The organism is Butyricimonas sp. Marseille-P2440 (assembly GCF_900091675.1).
Taxonomy (GTDB): domain Bacteria; phylum Bacteroidota; class Bacteroidia; order Bacteroidales; family Marinifilaceae; genus Butyricimonas; species Butyricimonas synergistica.
Window position 1 is genome coordinate 626,381 of the sequence record NZ_LT594610.1, and the last position, 21,747, is coordinate 648,127.

Here is a 21,747-nt window from a genome sequence, read left to right on the forward strand (position 1 = left end):
TTTAATGATTTAAGATTTATGATTTCCACCACGATCTAACGTTTTTCTAATCGTAAATCGTAATTCATAAATCGTAAGTAAATTTGTTTTCAATTGAAATAAGTGGTCATAGTTACTTTCGTTCCCTCGTTTATTTTTGATTCAATGCTTAATTCGTCACAATTCTTTTGAATGTTTGGGAGTCCCATTCCCGCACCGAATCCCATTTCCCGGACTTCCGGGGAAGCCGTGGAATAACCTTCTTGCATGGCTAATTCGATGTCCGGGATACCGGGTCCCCGGTCGTTGATAACGACGGTGATCACGCTCGGATCGATGTTTACCTGCATGGTCCCCTCGTACGCGTGGGCGACGACGTTGACTTCTGCCTCGTAGAGTGCTACCACGATACGTTTTAATACTGATGGGTTAACATTCAGTTGTTTGAGTATTTTTTTTACTTCGCTTGAAGCGGAGCCGGCTCGGGAAAAGTTTCCTCCTTCAATGTTGTAGCTGAATTCCATGTTAGTTATTTTAATAAATGGGTTCTAGCCCAGCCTTGTACAGTTCTCCGCATACTTTGAACATGCTTTGTTTGCACTGTAGAATGGCGATGTTACACTCTTTGGCTAATTCTATCATGTCGGGGGAGGCTTGTTTTCCTCGAACGAATAGAACAAAACAAATGTCAGACATTTCTGCCGTCCGGATGACTTGCAGATTGGCGAGTCCCGTGATAAGTAGCATCTCGCTGGTATCTAGTCGGAGTACATCACTCATCAAATCGGCAGCAAACGCGTGACGGATAACTTTATCGAGGTGACCGTCTTCGTGAATTATCCGGGCATTAAGTAGCACAGCAACTTCTTTTAGAGTCATAGATTTGTAGTTTTTTGGTTGCTCCTAAATTAATTAAAATAATTCGGATTCTCAAACAAGAGCATCCGAATTATTAGAATATTGCGGAATATGCGGTTTAGATCGTGAAACTCACGGAGAATATCATGTCCGCGAACACGGATTGTTTTTTCGTTTCGTACCCGAACCGGAAACCTAGGTTCATCGGGAACGGGAGGCGGAAGAAATGAGTATCGACGGTTGCTTCTATACCATACGAGTAAAAAGTTTTGTTGTAATATTGGTTTTTCTCTTTTCCGACATCAAAGAATGCTGCTGCCACGATACGTTTCATGTACAGGATGGGACCGACGTGGGCATCTGGGTAACAAATCGGCATCCGGTATGTCGTGTGTAAAGTCGAGAGGTCATACCCGTGTAAGGATATTCCGCGGGGAGATTGAATTTGGTTCCCGTAATAATTTTTGTCTTTTCTCGATTTATCCTGATGCCCAGCATAGAGCGAGAAGGAGTGGTGGGGGGCGAATCCCGGAAAATAAAGACGTCCTTCAATCCAGGTTGAATTCCCGTAATCGAGATTTTCAAAAGGCGTGTGTTCGTAGCCGATTTCCAGCCGTTGTCCCCAGCGGGGATTGATATCCCGGTCGCTCATTCGGGTTTGATTGTTGAGAATGAGTCCGTAGCGCATGACTTGAAGCAGGACATTGTCCGGTTTGTCGATCAAACCGAGATACGAATGATTGGAGGGAATGGCTTGCCAACGGCGATTAACTAATAAATAGGCATCTTTAAGATTGAAATTATGAATAGATTGTAATTCGTATCTTACGTAAGGCGCGATACTGCGATTATAATTTTTTCTGGAAAGATTGAATGGAAATTGTAGGGTAGCGGTTCCTTTGGTATATTGTGATTTGTAAACCACGTGTAGCGTGTCTTTCTGTTGTGCTTGTTGATCGATGCGGAGAAAGGTTTGGGAGATGTCGTCGTTACGTCCGCTTTTGAATTCCAAATCCAGTATAGGCCAAAAAACTTTGTAGGAGGCTTTCACTTGCCAATTGCCGTGTTTGTAACCTTTGCCCCGTACGTATCCGGCTGTCAGGAAAAGGGTGCTGAGTTTATTTTGGGAGCTAACGGCTAGCCCGAAATCAATGTCCGTGTCGTCAACGTCCGGGAATATGGGTCCCCAGCTGTGGAAATTGAAAAGATGTAAGGTCTTGTTATATTTCCGACTGGCGTAAGTCGTGTCCGTGTTTAGGGCAAAGTGCCAGTCCTCTTGCTTTGTTACGCTATCGGCAATGGTAAATTGCTTCTCGTCGATAGGATTGTTTTCAAGTTGGTTGACAGCGATTTTAGCCGGTTTGTACCCGTCGGCAGTGTAGAATGAAAAGAAAAGTGAATCTTTGCCCGGGGATAATTGGGGATAGCGTAATCCGAATTTCGCATTCAATGTATTGTGTCCGAAATGATTGGGGCGGTCTTGGCGATAGAATGAATTGTTTGCGTCAAAAGCTCCCCGGTAGATCATTTGATTGCCTGTGGCAACGGGGTTATCTATTTCATAGGATGTGCTTGCGGTCAGGGGAGTACGCTTCCCGGTTTGGATATTAACAGATTCGATGTGTTTTCCGATGGTATTGACAACTACCGTGATGATGTTGCCTTTCCCGTCGTAAGAGGGATGCACGAATAATTCGGTACCTGTTCCCTTCAACCGGAAAAGTTCTTTTTCAAAACGGGAATCCATAATCACGAGGGAGGCTTGATTTTCTTTATCGACTTCGACGAATCCCCAGTTGTTTTCTACCGTGAAAGGTGCATATCGATTCTGGTGGGCGGGATAACGACGATATTTTTTATGGAGCAGATCGTAAGTTGCGATCACCATTTTTCCGCCTTGTTGCCAACGAGGGTGTGATTTGTATTCCGACCATGCCAGAGTATGGCTATTAAATGCAAATTTGTAATCGTACATGATGCCCGTGCGGGTGATGATTTCATCCCCGTTCGGTTTGAGAAATACAAATGCGCCTTCTTGTGCCAGCCCTTCTTTATAGGCGATGATTTCGCCTGCCGAAGTGGGCGTGGGGTAATGGTAATTCGAGTATAGGGCATTGCGTGTGGGAATCGTATCGAATAAATGATTTACTTGATCGGCTTCCTGTTTCCAGATTTGTTGCAATTCGCTAAAGTTATCCCGGTAAAGGGTGCGTTTGGCGTCGCAATAGGTATTTGCTTTTTTCACGCTATCCGGGTTGATAAACAAGGATTGGAAATGTTGGGTATTCCATAAGGAGTCCCGTTTTTCGTTTAGCGTGAGTTTCAAGCTACGGGCAAAAGGGGTGATCCCGTAAGGACGTTTACCTACACGAGTCAAGGCATTTTGCCAGATTGCGGTACCGTAATGCATTCGGCTGTTGCCGACCATGTAGTACCCGAGCGGGTAGCGGTTCGGCACGAAATCTTTGTACGATCCCAATACGGCTTTATAGTAGGTATAGATACCTTTCTCCGTGATTTGGGCTTTCATCTCGTTGAGGAATTCAGGCGAACGTCCCCGTTGACCTTGCCCGACAGAGGTTTCGAAAACCGTGGCATCTCCTTCCAGAAACCACATAGGGATGTAAACCCCGATGACAGCCATCGTGATCTGTTCCCCAAAGATGTAATATAATACTTTCGTGAATCCTTGATTGACTTTGTCATATTGCACGATGTGGCGAAATTCATGAATGCAGAGGTGTTCCAACCAACTGCCATCGACGTCTTGTGGCGGAGCCGTGTATAATTCGCTTTTCTTGGGTGCCCACCCGGCGTTCCCGTTAGAAATGCCCCCGTTTGCCCGAACGATCATGGACATTTTTTTCGCTTTAATCCCCAGTGTATTGGCATGGGCATAAAGTTTAGCGTAAATATTGGCAAGATATTGAGCGTTTTGTTCAAAGAAATCGGGGTAGATGATTTGAAAATTGTCTGTTTTTATTTGCCTCCAACGAGTGCTGCAAGGGTCTTGTCCCAAGTCTACGAATTGGGCTTTTGCCGGGAGGATAAATAGAAATATAGTTATGGTGCTGATAAGGGAAATTCGGATACTTTTAAGGGTGTTGTGGTATTTCATAAGTATGTGCTTGTAGTTATTTGCATCTAAAATTCTCTGCTAAAATATATTTTTTTTTGATATGATACTCCACGAAGAACAATTATCTTTGCTGTTGAATTATACTACCGGTTACAGACCATCCGATCAGTATAGGTGGAATGTGTTGATAACTTGAAATTTGAATGGTGATGGAAAAAGAGAGAATACTGGAATTAAGAAGAGAATTGGAGCGTTATAACTACTTGTATTATGTGAAGAATGCACCCGTGATATCGGATTTCGAGTTTGACAAGTTGATGCATGAGTTGGAAGACTTGGAGGCGAAACATCCTGAGATGGCTGATCCTAATTCACCGACCAAACGGGTAGGGAATGACACGAACAATGAATTCGTGCAGGTAGCACACAAGTACGGGATGATGTCGTTGGCAAACACGTACAGCGAGCAAGAGATACGGGATTTTGACGAGCGTGTGCGCAAAGGAATCGGGGGGGATGACGTGGAGTACGTTTGCGAATTGAAATACGACGGGACATCCATTAGTTTGCGCTACGAGGAAGGTGACTTGCAGGTTGCTGTTACCCGCGGGGACGGGGTGAAGGGAGATGACGTGACGGCAAACGTGCGGACGATCCGGACGGTGCCTCTGAAGATGCAGGGGGACGATTATCCGTCGGAATTCGAGATGCGGGGAGAAATATTGATGCCTTTTGCCGTGTTCAATCGCCTGAACGAAGAACGTTTGGAAGCGGGTGAGGCTTTGTTCGCCAATCCCCGGAATGCGGCAGCCGGAACGTTGAAATTGCAAAATTCGTCTATCGTGGCAAAAAGACAGCTCGATTGTTACTTGTATTACGTTCCGGGTGAGATCACCTTGACTCCCACGCATTACGGGAATCTTATGAAAGCCCGGGAATGGGGATTCAACGTGCCTCCTTATATGGAATTGTGCCGGAATCTGGACGAGATTCTTGATTTTATACATAAATGGGATATTGAGCGCAAGAATCTGCCGGTGCCGATAGACGGCATCGTGATAAAGGTGAACAGTATCAAACAGCAAATGCAATTGGGCTACACGGCGAAATCGCCTCGTTGGGCGGTGGCTTACAAGTTTAAGGCGGAACGGGTGGAAACCCGTCTGTTGAGCGTGGATTACCAGGTGGGGCGTACTGGGTCTATTACCCCGGTGGCAAACCTGGAACCGGTGCATATTGCTGGAACTACGGTAAAGAGGGCTTCGTTGCATAATGAAGATATTATCCGGGAATTGGATTTGCACGCGCATGATATGGTGTACGTGGAGAAGGGGGGAGAGATTATTCCTAAGATTGTCGGGGTGGATGTGGAAAAAAGATTACCGGATGCGCCCGTGATAGAATTTATCACCCGTTGCCCGGAATGTGGTACGGAATTGATTCGAAACGAAGGGGAGGCAAATCATTATTGCCCGAACGAGGATCATTGCCCGCCACAGATAGCCGGGAAATTGGAGCATTTCGTGAGCCGGAAAGCCATGGATATCGAGGGGATGGGAAGCGAGACGATAGACCTGTTGTTGACAAAAGGTTTTATTAGGGATATCGCGGATATTTATACTTTACCTGCCAAACGGTCAGAATTGATCGGGTTGGAAAAGATTCTGTATCCGGAAAGTTACGTGATGACGAGTATCCCGCTGGCGAAGGTGATTTACGCTTTCGAGATCGGGATGAAAAATATATCGGTAAAGAACGCTGAGGTGTTGGCAGAACATTTCGGGGGGCTTCTGCGATTGGCTTCCGCGACAAAGGAGGAATTGCTGGCGTTGGTCGAGTTGCAATTTTCGGGCGACAGGGAAAAGAGTATCAACAAGATGTTGGAATATTTCCGAATACCTTTCAATGAGCCGTTGGATCGCTTGAAGCAAGCGGGGGATACGGATATGATCCCGTTGGAGATCGTGATTTATGCACTGGATATTCCTGGGATAGATTTCCATAAGTCTGAATTGCTGTCCATTAAGTTTGATTATATATACCGGCTTTACACGGCAACCGTGGATGAGGTTGCGGAAACTGACGAATTGTCACGTGAGGATGCTGAACGTGTTTATCGTTTTTTGCGGGATAAAGATAAATTTATCCGTAAAATCAACACGTTGAGCGTGTATCGCTTGCAGGAAAAATCGGTGGATAATTTGATTGCCGGAATTGAAAAATCAAAACAGCAGAATCTACCGGAATTTGTTAATGCTCTTGGAATTAGGTATATCGGGGAAACGGCTTCCCGCAATTTAGCCCGCCATTTTAAAGATATACGGGTGTTGATGGATGCCACTTTCGAGCAGCTCACGGAAGTGGAGGATATCGGTGATCAAATGGCGGGTAGCGTGATTCGTTATTTCGAGAAAAGCGAGAACCGTGAAATGATGGAACGCTTTTTGCAATACGGTATAAGCGGGACGATACAAGAAGAGGAGGGAGAATCAGATCAATTGGCGGGCATGACGTTCGTGATTACCGGAACTCTCTCTCTGCCGCGGGAACATTACAAGGCAATTATTTTGAAGGCGGGCGGAAAAGTCAGCGATTCCGTTTCAAGCAAGACCACGTATCTGCTTGCCGGAGAGAATGCCGGGAGCAAAATGCAAAAAGCACAGAAGTTAAATGTAACTATTTTGAACGAAAAAGAGTTTAACACATTGATGGGTTCATAAGAATGAAGCTATCTTGGAAGATTGGATGATAAATAGTATCTTTACGATACGGAAAAATGTAAATAGTGAGGACCGTGAAAGGCGGTATAAGAATATGGGAAAAGAAGATACAAGACGACTAAAACAGATCATGACTTCGGCTGGCGAAGAAGCGAAGCGGCTGGGTAATTCCAAGATTTACCCGGAGCATTTGTTTCTGGGCATCCTGAAGTTGAGAAGTGGAAGGGCGATTGATATATTGATGTCTTTAGGGTTGGATTTCTACGAGGTAAAGGATAAAATAGAGCAACGCCTGGATGGTAAACGTTATAAGGCAGACAAGGTGAACGAGTTGGATTTCACGTTGGCAGCCAATAGCGTATTGAAGCGTGTTTCCGAGGAAGCGTGGGATTTGGGAGATGACGAGTTGGATTCGGAGCACGTGATGCTGGCTATTTTAAGAAATCAAGCCGGGTTTGTGACGAAGTTATTTAAAACAATGAATATAGACTACGATATTTTTAAAGAGGCAGTCTTGAAAGAAAAAATGCGGATGCAATCCGAGTTTAATGACGAGGGGGATGACCCGGAAGACGGGGATGATGACAGTTCCATGTACAATCCTTATCGTCAAGGTAGTCCAGTGTCGTCGAAATCCGATACCCCGGTGTTGGATAATTTCGGTATCGACATCACGAAAGCTGCAGAAGAAGGAACGCTCGATCCTATCGTGGGACGTGACCGGGAGATCGAACGGTTGGCTCAGATATTGAGCCGCCGGAAGAAGAACAATCCGGTGTTGATCGGTGATCCGGGTGTCGGTAAATCGGCTATTGCCGAGGGATTGGCATTGCGGATCGTGCAGAAGAAAGTTTCCCGCGTGTTGTTTGACAAACGTGTCATTTCTTTGGATATTGCTTCTATCGTGGCAGGTACGAAATACCGTGGACAATTCGAGGAGAGAATGAAGGCGATTCTCGCCGAGTTGGCGAAGAACCGGAATATCATTTTGTTCATCGACGAGATCCACACGATCGTGGGTGCCGGAGGTTCCGGAGGTAGCCTGGATGCTGCCAATATGTTGAAACCGGCGTTGGCTCGCGGAGAGATTCAGTGTATCGGTGCGACAACTTTGGACGAGTATCGCCAGAATATTGAAAAAGACGGAGCTTTGGAGCGTCGTTTCCAGAAAGTGCTGGTGGAACCGACTTCTGTCGAGGAAACCGTGGAAATCTTGAATAATATCAAATCCCGTTACGAGGATCATCATAACGTGCGGTATACGGATGAGGCTATTAAGGCTTGCGTGAAATTGACCTTACGTTATATTTCCGACCGGGCTTTGCCTGATAAGGCGATCGACGCGTTGGATGAGGCGGGTTCTAGAGTACATATTTCTAATATAAACGTACCTCCGATCATCGAGAGATTGGAAAAGGACGTAGAAGAGATAAAAGAGAAAAAGAAAGACGCCGTGAAGCAACAAAACTTCGAGGTTGCGGCTGCTTTTCGGGATAAAGAACGTCAGCTGTTGAAGCAGCTCGAGGAGGAGAAAGTGAATTGGGAACGTGATCTGGAAGAGAACCGGGTTACCGTGACCGAAGAACATATCGCCGAGGTGGTTGCCATGATGACGGGAGTCCCGGTACAGCGTATTGCCAAAACAGAAGGAATGAAGTTGTTGCAGATGCACGACGAATTGAGCGAGAGCGTTGTCGGGCAGAAAGAGGCAATCGAGAAAATCGTGAAAGCCATACACCGGAATCGTGCCGGGTTGAAAGACCCGAATCGTCCGATTGGTTCCTTTATATTCCTGGGACCCACGGGTGTGGGTAAAACCCAGCTGGCAAAAGTGTTGGCTCGTTATTTGTTTGACACCGAGGATGCGTTGATCCGGATAGACATGAGCGAGTACATGGAGAAATTTGCCGTGTCCCGGTTAGTTGGGGCGCCTCCGGGATACGTGGGATACGAGGAAGGCGGTCAGTTGACGGAAAAAGTACGGCGGAAACCGTATTCCGTGGTATTGTTGGACGAGATCGAGAAGGCTCACCCGGATGTATTCAATATTTTGTTGCAGATGTTGGATGACGGTCAATTGACGGATAGTTTGGGAAGGAAGATTGATTTCAAGAACACGATTGTTATCATGACCTCCAATATCGGAAGCCGGCAATTGAAAGATTTCGGGCGTGGAATAGGCTTCGGTTCGCAGGATATGACAGATAATAACGATTACGCGAAGGGTATCGTGCAGAAAGCTTTGAAAAATGCTTTCTCTCCGGAATTCTTGAATCGTATCGATGATATTATCATGTTCAATTCTTTGTCAAAAGAGGATATCTACAAGATTATCGATATCGAGTTGAAGGGATTGTTTAGGCGAGTGAATGATTTGGGGTTGGTGATTTCTATCTCGAAAGAGGCGAAAGACTTTATCATCGAGAAAGGGTATGATCCGCAATACGGGGCTCGTCCGTTGAAACGCGCTATTCAGAAATACCTGGAAGACGAATTGGCGGAGGTTATTATCAAAGGAGTGGCGGAAGGCACGGAGCTTGATGTTGACTACAATAAAACCGATGATAAGATTGTAATAAAAGAAAAGAAATAGATTTGCAAGGAATATGACAAAATAGACAAAAGGGATTGTATTTACAGTCCCTTTTTTTTGATTTATTTTAATATAGATGGTTAAATCTAAAAAAAGATTATATGATGGATAAATAAATGAGGAGTTTTGTTATTTTAGCCCTCCAAATAAGCTTAATCATAAAATGAAAAATAGTGAGGAGATCATATTATTATTTATGAAGAATGAACGGCAAGGTTTCCGTTTGTTGTATGCTTCATTTTATGATCCGTTAATTTTGTTTGGCACCCAACTATTGGGAGATGCCGAGGAAGCTGCGGATATTGTCCAAGAGTGTTTTGTTGATTTTTGGGCTAATAGGCGTTTTAATGGTTTGCGCGGAAGTTTGGAGCATTACCTTTATTCTGCTGTTAAGCACGGATGTTTGAATTATTTGCGGAACACGAGGCGGAGGGAAGATAAACATGATTGGATTCGGGAGAAGTTGTATGATGAGGAGCAGGCGATTGATCCGGAATTAGTGGAAAAGTTGTATCGTACGATAGAGGCTTTGCCAGAGGAGCGTAGGCGTATATTACATATGGTGTGTATGGAAGGTATGAAATATCAAGATGTGGCAAATCAATTGAATATTAGTATTAATACTGTAAAGACTCAAATGGGAAGGGCTTTACAATTTCTGCGCAAAGAGTTGAAAGATGATGAATATCTGACTTTGTTATTTTTTCTTGAAAAAAAATAGAATCGGTTGTCACCCGAAATTGATAGTTAGGTTCCTTTTGTAAAAAGGAATTAATATGAATGATAAAATCAGTGAAATAATAGCAGCTTATTTATCTGGTGAAATTTTGCCGGAGGGTAAACGGCAAGAGGTGGAAGCTTGGTTGCGAGATCACGAGGGAGAGAAGGAGATTGACGCACTCCGGGGATTGTTCCAAAGTGCACGGTTGGTGAAACAGACTCCCGGAATTCGTGGAGAGGCAGTCATGCAAAAGATAGAGGCAAATGTGAAATCCAGACGTGTTGGGAAGAAATTGTCAATTCGGTGGAAGTATTCGATTGCGGCAACAGTAGCCATTTTGTTGTGTTGTGTGTTACTATACAAATGGCTGGGGTCGAATCAAGAAAATCAAGTTATTCCCCGGGATTTGCAACAAGGCGTGAATGGGTATAGGGCTCATTTGAGATTAAGCACGGGTGAAGTGCTGGAACTTAATAAGTATGACGGAAAGTTTATTCGAGAGGATAGCGTGCAAATAGAGAACGTGAATTCAACTTTGATGTATAAGTCAATGGATTCTGTTGCACCCGTGAGGATGGAGTACAATACATTGGTAATCCCCCGGGGGACGGAATATAATGTTGTATTGGCTGATGGAACGAAGGTTTTTCTGAATGCTGGTTCGGAAATTAGTTATCCGGTGGTTTTCGCTGGAGATAAGCGAGAAGTCAAGCTACAAGGAGAGGCTTATTTTGAAGTTCGGAAAGATGAACGGCGTCCTTTTGTTGTACAAGCCGGTGATGTACGGATTCAAGTTTTGGGAACCTCTTTTAACGTGACTGCCTATCCGGAACGAGAAAGAATAGAAACGACTTTGGAAGAGGGAAAAATTCAATTGACGAATGGAAAAGCATTGGTGGAGGTTACCCCGGGAAAACAGGCAATTTATAATAAAGATGAAGGCGTGTTTGAGATTAAATCTGTTGATACAAAGTTGTATACCGCATGGAAGGATGGATATTATAAGTTTGACCAGATGTCGTTGGAAGAAATTATGGAAACGTTATCCTTGTGGTATGACCTGGTTGTTTTTTACCAGAACCAGCATGTTAAATCCTTGGAGTTTACAGGGCGTTTGAGGCGGTATGATAAGGTGGAGAATTTGTTCGAGAAGATTGAACAGACTGGTCTGGTGGAGTTTGAAGTAAATGGAAAGAATGTAATTATAAAGGAAAAATGAAAGTTGGGGATTCCCCAATCCCCAACTTTAGATAAAGTACAACAAATGTGTGTTAAGTAGTTGTTGTACATGTATAATCTTAAAAAACAAAAGTATGCAAAAAAGTCGAATTCGAATAAGGGCTTTGTACAAGATTCCTGTTCGGAAAATGTTAATCTTTATGAAATTGTTTTGTCTTTTTCAGTTTGTTTTTTTCATCTCGGTGCAGGCTAATGTTTATTCGCAGCAAGCGATGATTAATTTGGAGATGGAGAATGTTTCTTTGAAGACTATTTTTACTGAACTCGGTCAACAATCCGGTTGTGATTTTCTGTATAATAATCAGATGATACAACAAAAAGGTAAGGTGAGTTTGAAGGTTGAAAACAAATCTTTGGATGAAGTGTTGAAGGAGTGGTTGCCTTCATTAGGCTTGACTTTTTCTTATGATGACAATGTGGTAATTATCCGGGCGGCAGTGGAAGATGAGAGGAGAAAAACGTACATCATCAAGGGGCAGGTTGTTGACGAGAAGAATGTGCCTATGCCCGGGGTTACCGTGATGTTGGATAGTACTCAGGTGGGAACGGCAACGGATACAGCAGGGTATTTTGTATTGCCGTTACCCAAAGAAAAAGGTTATCTCGTGTTTTCTTTTATTGGCTTTAAGACTCAAAAAGTAGCTTATTCGGCTGATAAATTGTTGGTTGTGAAGATGCAGGAGGATGTATCCGGATTGGATGAGGTGCAGGTGGTTGCTTACGGTTCCCAAAAGAAACGTACGGTGATTAGTGCTATATCTTCCGTGAAGGGGGATGATTTGAAGGAATTGCCGACGCATAGTTTGGAGAATTTGTTGCAAGGTCACATGGCGGGAGTCGAGGTAAGTAATATTTCCGGTTCTCCTGGTGGTGGCGGTTCGATCGTTGCTATTCGCGGTTACAATTCGTTGTTCGTGGATGGAGAGGGATCAGACCGGGGATACGGTACTCCTTTGTATGTGGTTGACGGTATACCGATGCAATCTTTTACTTCGGCAGTTACGGGGGCGAATACTTTGTCTGATTTGGACCCTTCTATGATTGAGTCTATTGAAGTGTTGAAGGATGCGGCTTCCGCTGCGATTTACGGTTCTCGTGCCGGTAACGGAGTGATTTTGATTACCACGAAGAAGGGACGTGCCGGGAAAGCCCAGTTTAATGCGAATGTATCGTATTCCGCCTCTTGGTTGCCTAAAGCACCGGTGCAGTACGGGGGGAGTTACGAGAGAACGTATCATTTGAATGCTTTGCGCAATACGGTGTTGCCTTATAAGGCATCCGATGGAAAGTGGAAGATGCCGACTTCTTATGAAGAGGTTGTGAATCTTCGCAAACCGAATGGTCCGATGTACGATTGGTTTTGGGGGACTGCATATACTCGTCAGGATGCCATTGTTTTGCAAGATAGTTTGAATGCTTTTTATAATAATTCAACTCATTGGTATCGGTTGAATTATCAAACGGCAAACGTGATTAATGCTAATGTCCAGGCTTCCGGTGGTAACGATAATGTACGTTATATCGTGGGTGCCGGTTATTATGATGAGGAAGGTATTGTTATAAATACAGGATTCACGCGTTTTAACGTGATTTCTAATTTGACGGCATTCCCGACAAAGCGCTTGCGTATGGATACTCAATTGGGACTTACTTACAGTGACCGTAGCCGGGGAAGTAATGCCGGGCACGGAGCCACGAAGATTGAATCCGTGAGTGCTGATCCGAAAAAGACGTCGACTTTATTGCCTGGAGGAGGTGCTTTCGGGGAAAGTATGGCTGAGAAGTTGAATGAGGTTTCAGAGAAAAACCAAAGTTATTCTTTGCGTTATAATATGGTTTTTGATTACGAATTGATTCGTAATTTGCATTTGAAGGTATCTGCTGGGGTCGACTATAATCAACAGAATCAGAATACCTTTAAGCCATCTGTTTTGGATCAATACACGAATTTTTCGACTTCACAAGGGACAATTTCGAGGGATTTGTCTTTATTGAATGAGAATTTGCTGACTTATTCCTTTAGTTATTTGAATAAGCATAATTTTAATGTTATGCTTGGGTTATCGTTCCAAAAAGATCAGTCTTTCAATAATAAGGGAACCGGGAAAAACGGTCCGAATGATAAAGTACATTACGTGGGAACCGGATGGGGAGGCAATTATGGGTTGAATAATACGGGTACAGAGGAGAATCCTTTCTACGAGTCCGCATTTGAGTATGAATCTTCTTTTTCGGAGGAGCGAATGAATAGTTATTTCGGGCGTTTGACATATAATTTCAAGGAGAAATATATGTTCGAGGCGACGATTCGCCGGGATGGGTCTTCCGTGTTCGGGGAGGATGTACGTTGGGCGACTTTTCCGGCTTTTGCAATCGGTTGGGTATTTTCGGATGAGGCTTTTATGCAACCGTTTTATTGGTTGAGTTTTGGAAAGATTCGGGGTAGCTGGGGTACTTCCGGGCAAAAGTTCGGGCAACGTTATTTGTCACAAGGTCTGTTGATGGCAAATGGAACGTTCCATGGTTCTGCCGGTATAGTTCCTGATATTCGAGGAGGTGTTATTAACAAGAGATTGAGCTGGGAAGAAACGGATCAATATGATTTAGGTTTGGATTTGAGTTTCTTTGATTATCGTTTACGTTTGGTGGTTGATTATTATTATCGTTATACGACAGGTCAATTGAACCAGATCGAGTTGCCGGGTAATATTTATTACCATGGTTTTCAGTGGCAAAATGGGATGGCTGTTTCGAATCAAGGTATAGAGTTGGAATTGGAAGCGGATATTTTGAGAAACACGGCAGTAAAATGGAGAATGAAGTATAATCTTTCCCGTAATTGGAATCGTTTTGAAAAGAGTGCGGATGGCTTTGATTTTCAACAACAAGTGATAGGTAAGCCTTTGCACCAGTTGAAAGTGTATAAAACGGATGGTTTTTATAATTCGTTTGATGAAGTGCCTGTTTATTATAACGCGCAAAGAGAGGCTCAACCGTTATACGGGAATGCCATGCATGCTGTGTTTACGCCGGGTAGCCGACGGATTCTCGATTTGAATGGAGATGGAAGGATCGAGCAGGATGTAGATATGTATTATGCAGCTAGTCCTCTACCTATGGCTCATGGCGGTTGGATAAACGAGTTACGCTGGAAAAACTTCGATTTGAATATATTTTTCAATTATTCCTTGGGGCGTCACGTGTTGAAACTTTATGACGATGTGGCGTTAAATCCTTCCTCGTCGGGAAGACCCTTGTTTGTTGATATGAATGACGTGAATATTTGGAATGGGACGGATTCTAAAAAAGCGGATTTTCCTAAAGCTCAATACTATTACGAGCCGAATCAATATAACGGATTGTATGATTGTGATATAGAGAATATAAGTTTTATACGTTTGAAGCAATTGACATTAGGTTATAATCTGCACCAGAATATTGCGAAGAAAATCGGTATATCCGGGGCGCGTGTTTTTGTCACGGGAGAGAATTTGTTCACTTTGACCAATTATTCGGGGCTGGATCCGGAACTGATAGATCCCACGAGTGGGAAAGATAATTTGAATTCTTACCCGTTACCCCGGAAATTCACGGTTGGATTGACAGTTAATTTTTAAAATGTAGCCCAATGAAAAAATTATTAATATTATTATTGTTTGTTCCATTACTTTCATGTAATGACTGGTTGACGGTTGAGCCGGAGGATTCGGTGACTTTCGTTAATTATTTCAAGAACGAGAGTGAAGTCGAAGCGATGTATAATGGAATCTTGAGTTCCATGAAGTCGATTTGTATGGGAACTCAGCCCTATTTTTATATCTCGATTGATGCGGATAATCTCGGGGGGTATTACGAGGGATACCGCGAGTTGGATCCGTTCACTTATTTGGATGACGAGAGTATGACGTTGGATATAGAGTGGGGGGGATTTTATAACGTGATCTACCTGGCGAACGTGATGCTTGAAAATGAATACCGTTTTGAGAATATTTCAAAAGAGCGTAAGGAGTTTTGGTTGGGGCAGGCTCATTTTGCCAAAGCTCTTACTTATTTTCGGATAGCTCAAATTTGGGGAGATGCTCCTATTACCCAAAGTTCGGAATCCATTGAACCAGAGGGTAAGAAACCGGTGTTAGAGGTTTTGAACGAGGCGTTGAGAGAGGCGAAATTGGCATTGACGCTTCCTACTCATGATAAGTTGATTGATGCTAAAGGTAGTAAGATTACTTCCAAGCAATACGCGAGCCTTGGAACGGTAAACACGTTATTGGCGAATATTTATGCTTGGTTAGGAGGTTTGACTCATGAAAGAGAGTATTGGGAAGAAGCGGAACAGCATGCGTCGGAAGTGATCGACGGTAAATGCGGCGTGTACGAGTTGGAGAGCATGGATGGTTTGATTTCAAACGTATTCGGTATGAATCGGAATAGCGTGGAGACGATTTTTTGTATTGATAACGATCCTTTGGATATTGATCGCAAATGGTGGAACGAATTAAAAGCTGAGTTGCCGGGACAGATGTTGATGAGTTATCCTTACACGACGCTTGACGAAGCGGAAATTGCTAATATCGTGAATGATAGCTGGGATGAATACGTTAAGATTACCGTGGAGACGGTGAAAAGCATTTATCCGGAAGAAGAGGATGCCCGTCGGAGAGAATTCTGGTACCAGTTGGGTGAATTGACTTATCCCGTGTTTGAGTACGACGAGGAGACTTGGGATATGATCGAGGTGGGACGTGAGGTTACCCCTTATGCGCATTTAGCCAAGTGGAGAGACGTGATAATCCAGACGAGTGAAGAGGTGACGTCGTGGGCTGGTGAAGTCGTTATTGCGACGGATGGCGATTGGGTCATTTGGCGATTGGCTGATTTGATCTTGTTGAGAGCAGAGTGTCGCGTGAATTTGGAGATGGCAACGGCTGTAAATGATTTAAATATGGTTCGATATCGTGCGGAATTGGGAGATTACTCGGGTCCGAAGGATAAAGAGTCTTTGCGGCGTGAAATTTTTGATGAACGAAGACGCGAGCTTTTCGGTGAAGGACAATATTATTTCGATATTGTTCGTAACGGTTATTGGCAAGAGTTGTTGTATGGTAATTTCAAGACTCTTACAGATCAAGATGTGAAAAATGGAGCGTTGTATGCGCCGGTTGGCGTGGGTGCGTTTACTAAAAATACGTTGATGACTCAAAATACTTATTGGCAATGGCAAAAATAATATATTTATTAAAAGGGATTGCATTGATCGCGTTGTTGGGATCATGCACGAAGTGGAATTATCATGAAGGAGAATTGGCGAATGGTGTTCATGATTGTTCTATGTGGGAATATTTGCACACGCAATCATATGATTGGGATTCTACCATTATCATGATTGAACATGCCGGCTTGAGGGATTTGTTTGAAGGAAAAGGAGAGTACAAACAGATCACGTTCTTAGGAGTGACGAATCACAGTATTCGTTTGTATATGATAGAAAAAGGGTATGAAAGAGTGACGGATATGCCGGTCGATTTTTGCCAAACGATATTGAAAAAGTTAATTATACCTCAACGTGTTATGCTTGCAGATGTGCCCCGGGGAAAAAGGAATGAGAGCACGGGAGAAGAAACCGGTGGTATGGAGTATCGAACGCTGGGGGGACGCTTGTTCATGTGGACTTATCAACAACCTTTCGAGGGAGTACCGGATATGGGCGAGATTTCTTTACACTTTTTCGCTCGCGGGGGAACGGCGGTTAATAGGATTTATTCGACAGATATACAAACGAATAATGGCGTCGTTCAGGCTTTGGGGTATAGTTTCCAGTTTAAGTACATTTAAAATGAATAGAAATGATAAGAGGACTATTATATTTTGTCATGTTGTTTATGACATTGATATTCGCTAGATGTAGTGATGTTGCTGTTGGTTTTTTGTTCACGGATGATGCATCTTATGCGCAGGATACGTTGTATATTACTCGTTTCTCTAATCTTGGTGAGGCGGATGTAGATGTGAGTGCTCCATGGACGACGTCCCAGATTGAACAGCTTTTAGGTACGGAACCATTGAGTTATTCACTTGTGGGCGTAAAAAGTCCTAACGGGCAGGAAGCAGCGGAGGATTTTGCTAAATACCTGACGGTTATTGGTGGTGGACGGATGTATGTGGATGCAAGGGTCGATTCGCCAGAGGGATGTTATACGGTTTCTTTGAAAGTTGAAAATGAGGGGCATTCGGCAATTCTGACAGATATATTTACGTTTGTGTTGGAATAGTTAAAAAAATAGGAGAAAGCAAGGTGTTCTTCTTTCTCCTATTAAAAATTTAATTGCAATGAGATATATAAAATTTAGTTTGGTGATCCTGTTTTTGGGATTGCTTGGGAAGGTTTCTGCTCAAATTACTTTTTTCGAGGGAACATTTGAGGAGGCGGTAGAGAAAGCGAAAAAGGAAAAGAAAGAGCTTTTTGTCGATTTTTATGCAGATTGGTGTCAGCCGTGTAAATTGATGGCTAGTCAGGTTTTTACTTTGCCGGAAGTGGGGGAGTATTTTAATAAGAACTTTTTAAGTTTGAAGATAAATGTGGAGGCTTTAGAAAATAAGACTATCGTGCAGAAGTATAAAGTAAATGTGCTTCCCACGCTGTTGTTTATAAATGGGAAAGGTGAAGTTGTCCGCGCGATTAATGGGACCATAAATTCGGAGGCTTTGTTGCACGAGGCAAAAGTGGTATGCGGTGAGGCTTTGAGTTTTGAAAAGTTGTACGAGAAAATAAGGAAAGAGAAAAAGAATCTGGACCTGTGCCAAGAGTTGCTTTTGCAGGCTCCTGCATTTATTGGCACCCAAGAAGGATATAACCGGGAGAAATGGATTGTGCGTATAGAGTCTCTTTTTGATGACTACGTGAAGAACAAAAAGTTGGAGAACATGGCAAACGAGGAAGATTTTTCTTTGTTGGTGATGTTTCATCCGAAGAAAGCGAAAAATGATTTTATTTTTGACGGTTTGGTAACGAATTACGAGAAATATATAGAAAAGATAGGTAAGAGTGGGGTAGATAATTATATTATAGCGTTGTTTAATAATTATATTATTTCTCTTTGCCGGGATGGAAGGTCGGAGTATAAGCAAGAGTTAGAACGGTTAAATGGAGATTTGAATGCTGTTTACGGGGATATCCCGTTTGGGAAATTATCAGCGTTTGAGGCGATTAATTTATTATCAGACGGGTATTATAATTTATACCGGAAAAATATGGATGTCTTTTTCGAGAAAATGAATCGATATTTTGAAGGGGCGGGCACTGCTTTAACTGTAAATAATTACACGATGCCTGTCGAAGATTTGTTTACACTTTATCAAGGGCGCTTACCTGAAAGTGCTTATCCGCAAGTAATTCCATGGTTGGAAAGGGCGTTAACCTTTTCTTCGATAACCCCGCAGTTGAAAACCCGGGTATTGTGTATTTTGGGTGATTGTTATAAAGAAATTAAAAGTCAGTCAAAAGCAAAGCAATGTTTTAATCAAGCGTTTATCGTGAGTGCCGAAATTGATAATGAACAGATGAGATTACAATTGCAGAAGATGATTCAAAGTAGATTAAATTCATTATGAAGATTGTATTTTGGTGGTGCATAGTGTGTTGATTTCGTTTTTCTGTAGAAGAAGCGAGAGTAGAGGTTGCCCGGTTTCGGAGTCTTTCGATTCGGGCGACATTCTTTTATTCGTTTTTTAAATATTTGCGTAAATATTTAATCCCGCGGCTTTTTTGTACTTTTACCGTGTTAACACTGATTCCGAGTGTATTGGCGATCTCTTTTCCTGATAGTCCGGTTATGCTTAATTCAATAATTTTTCTTTGCATGGGGGGAAGTTGGGTAATACGAGTGTACAATAAAGTGTATACATCGGAGCATATTACTTTTTGAAGAAAATCATTTAAATTTTTTTCTTCGTCTCTTATCTGGCGTAATATTTTCTCTCGATATTTCTTATTTCTAATGAAAATCAGTGAATTTCTTCGTGTCGATTTATACAAGTAACCTAATAATTCCAGGGAAGTTGGAAAGCGTGTTTCCGCGTACCATATGTTTATGAATAGTTCTTGGATAATATCTCTTGCATCTTCTTGATTATTAATGATATTTTCTGCATAAACACATAGGTTTTTGTAACAGATGGCATAAAGTTGCTTCCAACTTTTCTCTTCCCTGTTATTTATCCCTTCCAAAATTGAATCGAGTTGTTCCATCACAAGTTTGCGTCTAAATGTATTGCACCCGAAAATGGAAATACCATTCTTGTGCATAATAAATTTAGAAATAATGTTTTGGGGAAGAGTGGCTTATTTAGAGTATTTGCGAGTTCAGGATAGGTGTAGTTTGCAACTTTTGGGGGAGTCGTTCTGTCAAACGGAACATTCTTTGTTTTTTTGATTTGAATTTGAGGAATGTTTATTTTTATTGTTTTGCAGGGGGTATTCGGGTATAAAATCACGGTCGGGAAATATTTCCCGACCGTGATGGAATAAATTATTTAGATCTTATTTCTTGATTGCTTTTTGTAAAGCGTGTACTAACGGTTCCACGCTTAGTGGACTACCTGTGGCTTGAATCATCCATTCGTTCGGGGTCAAACGCCCTAAGCGATAGATACGGTCTACTTCTTGAGCAAAGTTTTTGCCGTTAAGATAGTCTTCCAGTTGGAACTCGATAATTTGTCCGAAGGCGTAGGCAGACAGGTACAGCGGGTAGCTGATCATGTGTGAATAGACCGCTAATACGGTTTCATCTTGCTTGCCAAACACGGGGGCATAATACTTGTTCCAGATTTCTTTTGAAAGGGCTATTGTGGCTTCCTTGAGCTGTTCTGCCGTGGCGTCGGGATGGGTGTACATCCATTCCCAAACGGAGATATCGAGCATGGAAACTCCCATGATTTCGTACAGGCTCCAAAATTTGTCGAGAATATCCATTTTCTCCTTCTCGGGGTCATTGTTCTCGATGCCAAGTAATTGTAAATCACGTTTTTGGAATACGAAAGCGAGGGCTTCCGTGAAAGCTGTGTTGGGGACTCCTGCCATCATGAAATTATCCACGTTATACATGGAGATCGTTTGCTCCACGTTGTGTCCGAATTCGTGTACGGCGATATTGTAGCCCTTGTAGTTCATGCCTTCGGCGGGGATACGTGTGCGGAGATGAGATTGTTGTCCTTTCATGGAGGCTCCCCACGCGTGACCGGAGCCACGGGCGGCATCTACCGCTATTTTGTCACAGATCTCGTTTGCCCGTTCCGGGGTGAAGCCCAAGTGTATTAATAGAGAGGGGAGTCCTGTCTTGAATGCTTCGGCGTTAGGATAAAGTTTTTGGAGTTGGGCATCCAATTGGGCTTCATCCAGATTGCTACGGGGTTTAAAACCGTCGTACCATATATCGTAGGCTTCCAATTTCCGCCCCAAGCGCTTGGAGATGATTTTACCGACTTCCTTTAGTTCCGGGGAAGAGAGAAATTGCGTGAACAGTTTTTTCACGTCTTCCACGGATACCTCCATTTCGCCGGAGAATTTTCGTTCGATAAAATTCTTTCCGGTATAGGGATCGATAGCCTTCATGGCATGGAAGTTATTCAGCATTCGTTGGTATCGTTCCGTGGCTTCTGGGGTGCCCGTGACTGTCATCCCGTTTTGAGTAAGGGTATTCGAGTAAGGATTCCAGTCATAATCGCCGGAATTAATGACTTGCGTCGGGATTTCCTGGGAAATGATGCGTTTCATGACTTCGTAAACCGTGCGCTGTCTGTCAAGTCCTTCTTTGCCTTTATTGTAATTTGCTTTGATTTCATCCCGTAAGTTCCAGTGAGTAAGTAGTATTTTGTCTTCCGGGAATAGTTTTTGCCCTTTGGCATTGAGGACGTGCCCCATGTATATATTATAACTGGAAATATACACGTCGGCATCGCTTTCCGCTTTTGTGCCAGCTTGAAGTAATTCTGGTGGCACCCGTTGCGTGAACACGTCGCCTAGGCGGGCGTACGCCCAAGCGGAGCGGTCTGCACCTAGTTTTTCTTTATCTTGTAATGAAACTTCCGGGAAGTTAAGGGCAATGATAAAACCGATTTTGTTATTGTAGAAATCATTGATTAGGTGTGCTCCCGGACTGTATGCGCCGAACATAGGGTCAATATCATGGAGCGCTCCGTTGTCTTCGTGCAGGTTCAATTGCAATTGAAGGGAAATCTCGTTGAAATGTCCCCAGAGTGCTTCAAAGTAATGGCTTACTTTTTGGAACACTTGTTCTTTTTCAGCTGGGGTGGTGATAAAGTTGTTTATACAAAATTCCTGAAATTCGGCATCCGTGCCGTCTTGTGTCTGCCAGAGATGTGCTACTTGCCGTACCCCGGCTTCTATCATTGTTTTATTTGTTCCGCCTTTGGCTTGAATCGTGTTAATCGTGGTTTGTATAGTTTTCTCCGGTATTTCGGCTTTCGCGATAAGTCCGGTAAATAAGCATACCAATAATAAAGAGTGTTTCATGATCTTGAGTTTATGAACTTTATAAACTAC

The 21,747-nt window shown here is 43.1% G+C and carries 14 protein-coding genes; 9 read left to right on the forward strand and 5 right to left on the reverse strand.

The genetic code is table 11. The features are described 5' to 3' along the window. Window positions 1-89: 89 nt before the first annotated feature. The 3 genes from BN8899_RS13650 to BN8899_RS13660 all read right to left on the reverse strand — a co-directional run bounded on the left by BN8899_RS13650 (window position 90) and on the right by BN8899_RS13660 (window position 3,955). Complete coding sequence (locus BN8899_RS13650) at window positions 90-503, reverse strand: ATP-binding protein (RefSeq protein WP_018336988.1); 414 nt, start codon at window positions 501-503, stop codon at window positions 90-92. A gap of 10 nt (window positions 504-513) precedes the next feature. Continuing rightward, a complete protein-coding gene (locus BN8899_RS13655; RefSeq protein WP_018336987.1) occupies window positions 514-858 on the reverse strand; it encodes a DRTGG domain-containing protein in 345 nt (114 codons plus the stop codon). A 97-nt stretch (window positions 859-955) separates the two neighbouring features. Further along, window positions 956-3,955, reverse strand: a complete 3,000-nt coding sequence (locus BN8899_RS13660) for a hypothetical protein (RefSeq protein ID WP_065219840.1) — start codon at window positions 3,953-3,955, stop codon at window positions 956-958. 164 nt (window positions 3,956-4,119) lie between these two features. Here BN8899_RS13660 and ligA point away from each other — a divergent pair, with 164 nt between their 5' ends. The 9 genes from ligA to BN8899_RS13705 all read left to right on the forward strand — a co-directional run bounded on the left by ligA (window position 4,120) and on the right by BN8899_RS13705 (window position 18,797). Then, window positions 4,120-6,636, forward strand: coding sequence for an NAD-dependent DNA ligase LigA (ligA, locus tag BN8899_RS21360; protein ID WP_065219841.1), 2,517 nt, complete (start codon window positions 4,120-4,122; stop codon window positions 6,634-6,636). A gap of 94 nt (window positions 6,637-6,730) precedes the next feature. Then, complete coding sequence (locus BN8899_RS13670; RefSeq protein WP_065220728.1) at window positions 6,731-9,229, forward strand: ATP-dependent Clp protease ATP-binding subunit; 2,499 nt, start codon at window positions 6,731-6,733, stop codon at window positions 9,227-9,229. A gap of 163 nt (window positions 9,230-9,392) precedes the next feature. Beyond that, window positions 9,393-9,950: an RNA polymerase sigma-70 factor gene (locus tag BN8899_RS13675; protein WP_026207359.1), complete on the forward strand. Its 558-nt coding sequence runs from the start codon at window positions 9,393-9,395 to the stop codon at window positions 9,948-9,950. A 55-nt stretch (window positions 9,951-10,005) separates the two neighbouring features. Next, complete coding sequence (locus BN8899_RS13680) at window positions 10,006-11,169, forward strand: FecR family protein (protein WP_065219842.1); 1,164 nt, start codon at window positions 10,006-10,008, stop codon at window positions 11,167-11,169. A 160-nt stretch (window positions 11,170-11,329) separates the two neighbouring features. Then, window positions 11,330-14,806, forward strand: a complete 3,477-nt coding sequence (locus BN8899_RS13685; RefSeq protein WP_231932353.1) for a SusC/RagA family TonB-linked outer membrane protein — start codon at window positions 11,330-11,332, stop codon at window positions 14,804-14,806. Window positions 14,807-14,817: 11 nt separating this feature from the next. Beyond that, entirely contained in the window at window positions 14,818-16,416 is a 1,599-nt protein-coding gene (locus BN8899_RS13690) for a RagB/SusD family nutrient uptake outer membrane protein (protein WP_065219844.1), read from the forward strand. Beyond that, entirely contained in the window at window positions 16,404-17,021 is a 618-nt protein-coding gene (locus BN8899_RS13695; RefSeq protein WP_065219845.1) for a hypothetical protein, read from the forward strand. Before BN8899_RS13690 ends, BN8899_RS13695 begins: the two co-directional genes overlap by 13 nt. Window positions 17,022-17,032: 11 nt before the next feature. Continuing rightward, window positions 17,033-17,458, forward strand: a complete 426-nt coding sequence (locus BN8899_RS13700) for a hypothetical protein (RefSeq protein ID WP_065219846.1) — start codon at window positions 17,033-17,035, stop codon at window positions 17,456-17,458. A 58-nt stretch (window positions 17,459-17,516) separates the two neighbouring features. Next, a complete protein-coding gene (locus tag BN8899_RS13705) occupies window positions 17,517-18,797 on the forward strand; it encodes a thioredoxin domain-containing protein (RefSeq protein WP_065219847.1) in 1,281 nt (426 codons plus the stop codon). A gap of 106 nt (window positions 18,798-18,903) precedes the next feature. Here BN8899_RS13705 and BN8899_RS13710 read toward each other — a convergent pair whose 3' ends face one another. Both BN8899_RS13710 and BN8899_RS13715 read right to left on the reverse strand, forming a co-directional pair. Beyond that, window positions 18,904-19,434 (reverse strand): sigma-70 family RNA polymerase sigma factor, encoded by a 531-nt coding sequence (locus tag BN8899_RS13710; RefSeq protein WP_065220729.1) that lies wholly within the window; start codon window positions 19,432-19,434, stop codon window positions 18,904-18,906. Between the two features lie 291 nt (window positions 19,435-19,725). Continuing rightward, a complete protein-coding gene (locus BN8899_RS13715) occupies window positions 19,726-21,717 on the reverse strand; it encodes a gluzincin family metallopeptidase (protein WP_065219848.1) in 1,992 nt (663 codons plus the stop codon). Window positions 21,718-21,747: the final 30 nt, after the last annotated feature.

What these genes read in the sequence shown, in the direction of transcription:
- BN8899_RS13650 (WP_018336988.1), bottom strand. Translation starts at nt 503, where the DNA reads ATGGAATTCAGCTACAACATTGAAGGAGGAAACTTTTCCCGAGCCGGC.
- BN8899_RS13655 (WP_018336987.1), bottom strand. Translation starts at nt 858, where the DNA reads ATGACTCTAAAAGAAGTTGCTGTGCTACTTAATGCCCGGATAATTCAC.
- BN8899_RS13660 (WP_065219840.1), bottom strand. Translation starts at nt 3,955, where the DNA reads ATGAAATACCACAACACCCTTAAAAGTATCCGAATTTCCCTTATCAGC.
- ligA (WP_065219841.1), top strand. Translation starts at nt 4,120, where the DNA reads ATGGTGATGGAAAAAGAGAGAATACTGGAATTAAGAAGAGAATTGGAG.
- BN8899_RS13670 (WP_065220728.1), top strand. Translation starts at nt 6,731, where the DNA reads ATGGGAAAAGAAGATACAAGACGACTAAAACAGATCATGACTTCGGCT.
- BN8899_RS13675 (WP_026207359.1), top strand. Translation starts at nt 9,393, where the DNA reads ATGAAAAATAGTGAGGAGATCATATTATTATTTATGAAGAATGAACGG.
- BN8899_RS13680 (WP_065219842.1), top strand. Translation starts at nt 10,006, where the DNA reads ATGAATGATAAAATCAGTGAAATAATAGCAGCTTATTTATCTGGTGAA.
- BN8899_RS13685 (WP_231932353.1), top strand. Translation starts at nt 11,330, where the DNA reads ATGAAATTGTTTTGTCTTTTTCAGTTTGTTTTTTTCATCTCGGTGCAG.
- BN8899_RS13690 (WP_065219844.1), top strand. Translation starts at nt 14,818, where the DNA reads ATGAAAAAATTATTAATATTATTATTGTTTGTTCCATTACTTTCATGT.
- BN8899_RS13695 (WP_065219845.1), top strand. Translation starts at nt 16,404, where the DNA reads ATGGCAAAAATAATATATTTATTAAAAGGGATTGCATTGATCGCGTTG.
- BN8899_RS13700 (WP_065219846.1), top strand. Translation starts at nt 17,033, where the DNA reads ATGATAAGAGGACTATTATATTTTGTCATGTTGTTTATGACATTGATA.
- BN8899_RS13705 (WP_065219847.1), top strand. Translation starts at nt 17,517, where the DNA reads ATGAGATATATAAAATTTAGTTTGGTGATCCTGTTTTTGGGATTGCTT.
- BN8899_RS13710 (WP_065220729.1), bottom strand. Translation starts at nt 19,434, where the DNA reads ATGGAACAACTCGATTCAATTTTGGAAGGGATAAATAACAGGGAAGAG.
- BN8899_RS13715 (WP_065219848.1), bottom strand. Translation starts at nt 21,717, where the DNA reads ATGAAACACTCTTTATTATTGGTATGCTTATTTACCGGACTTATCGCG.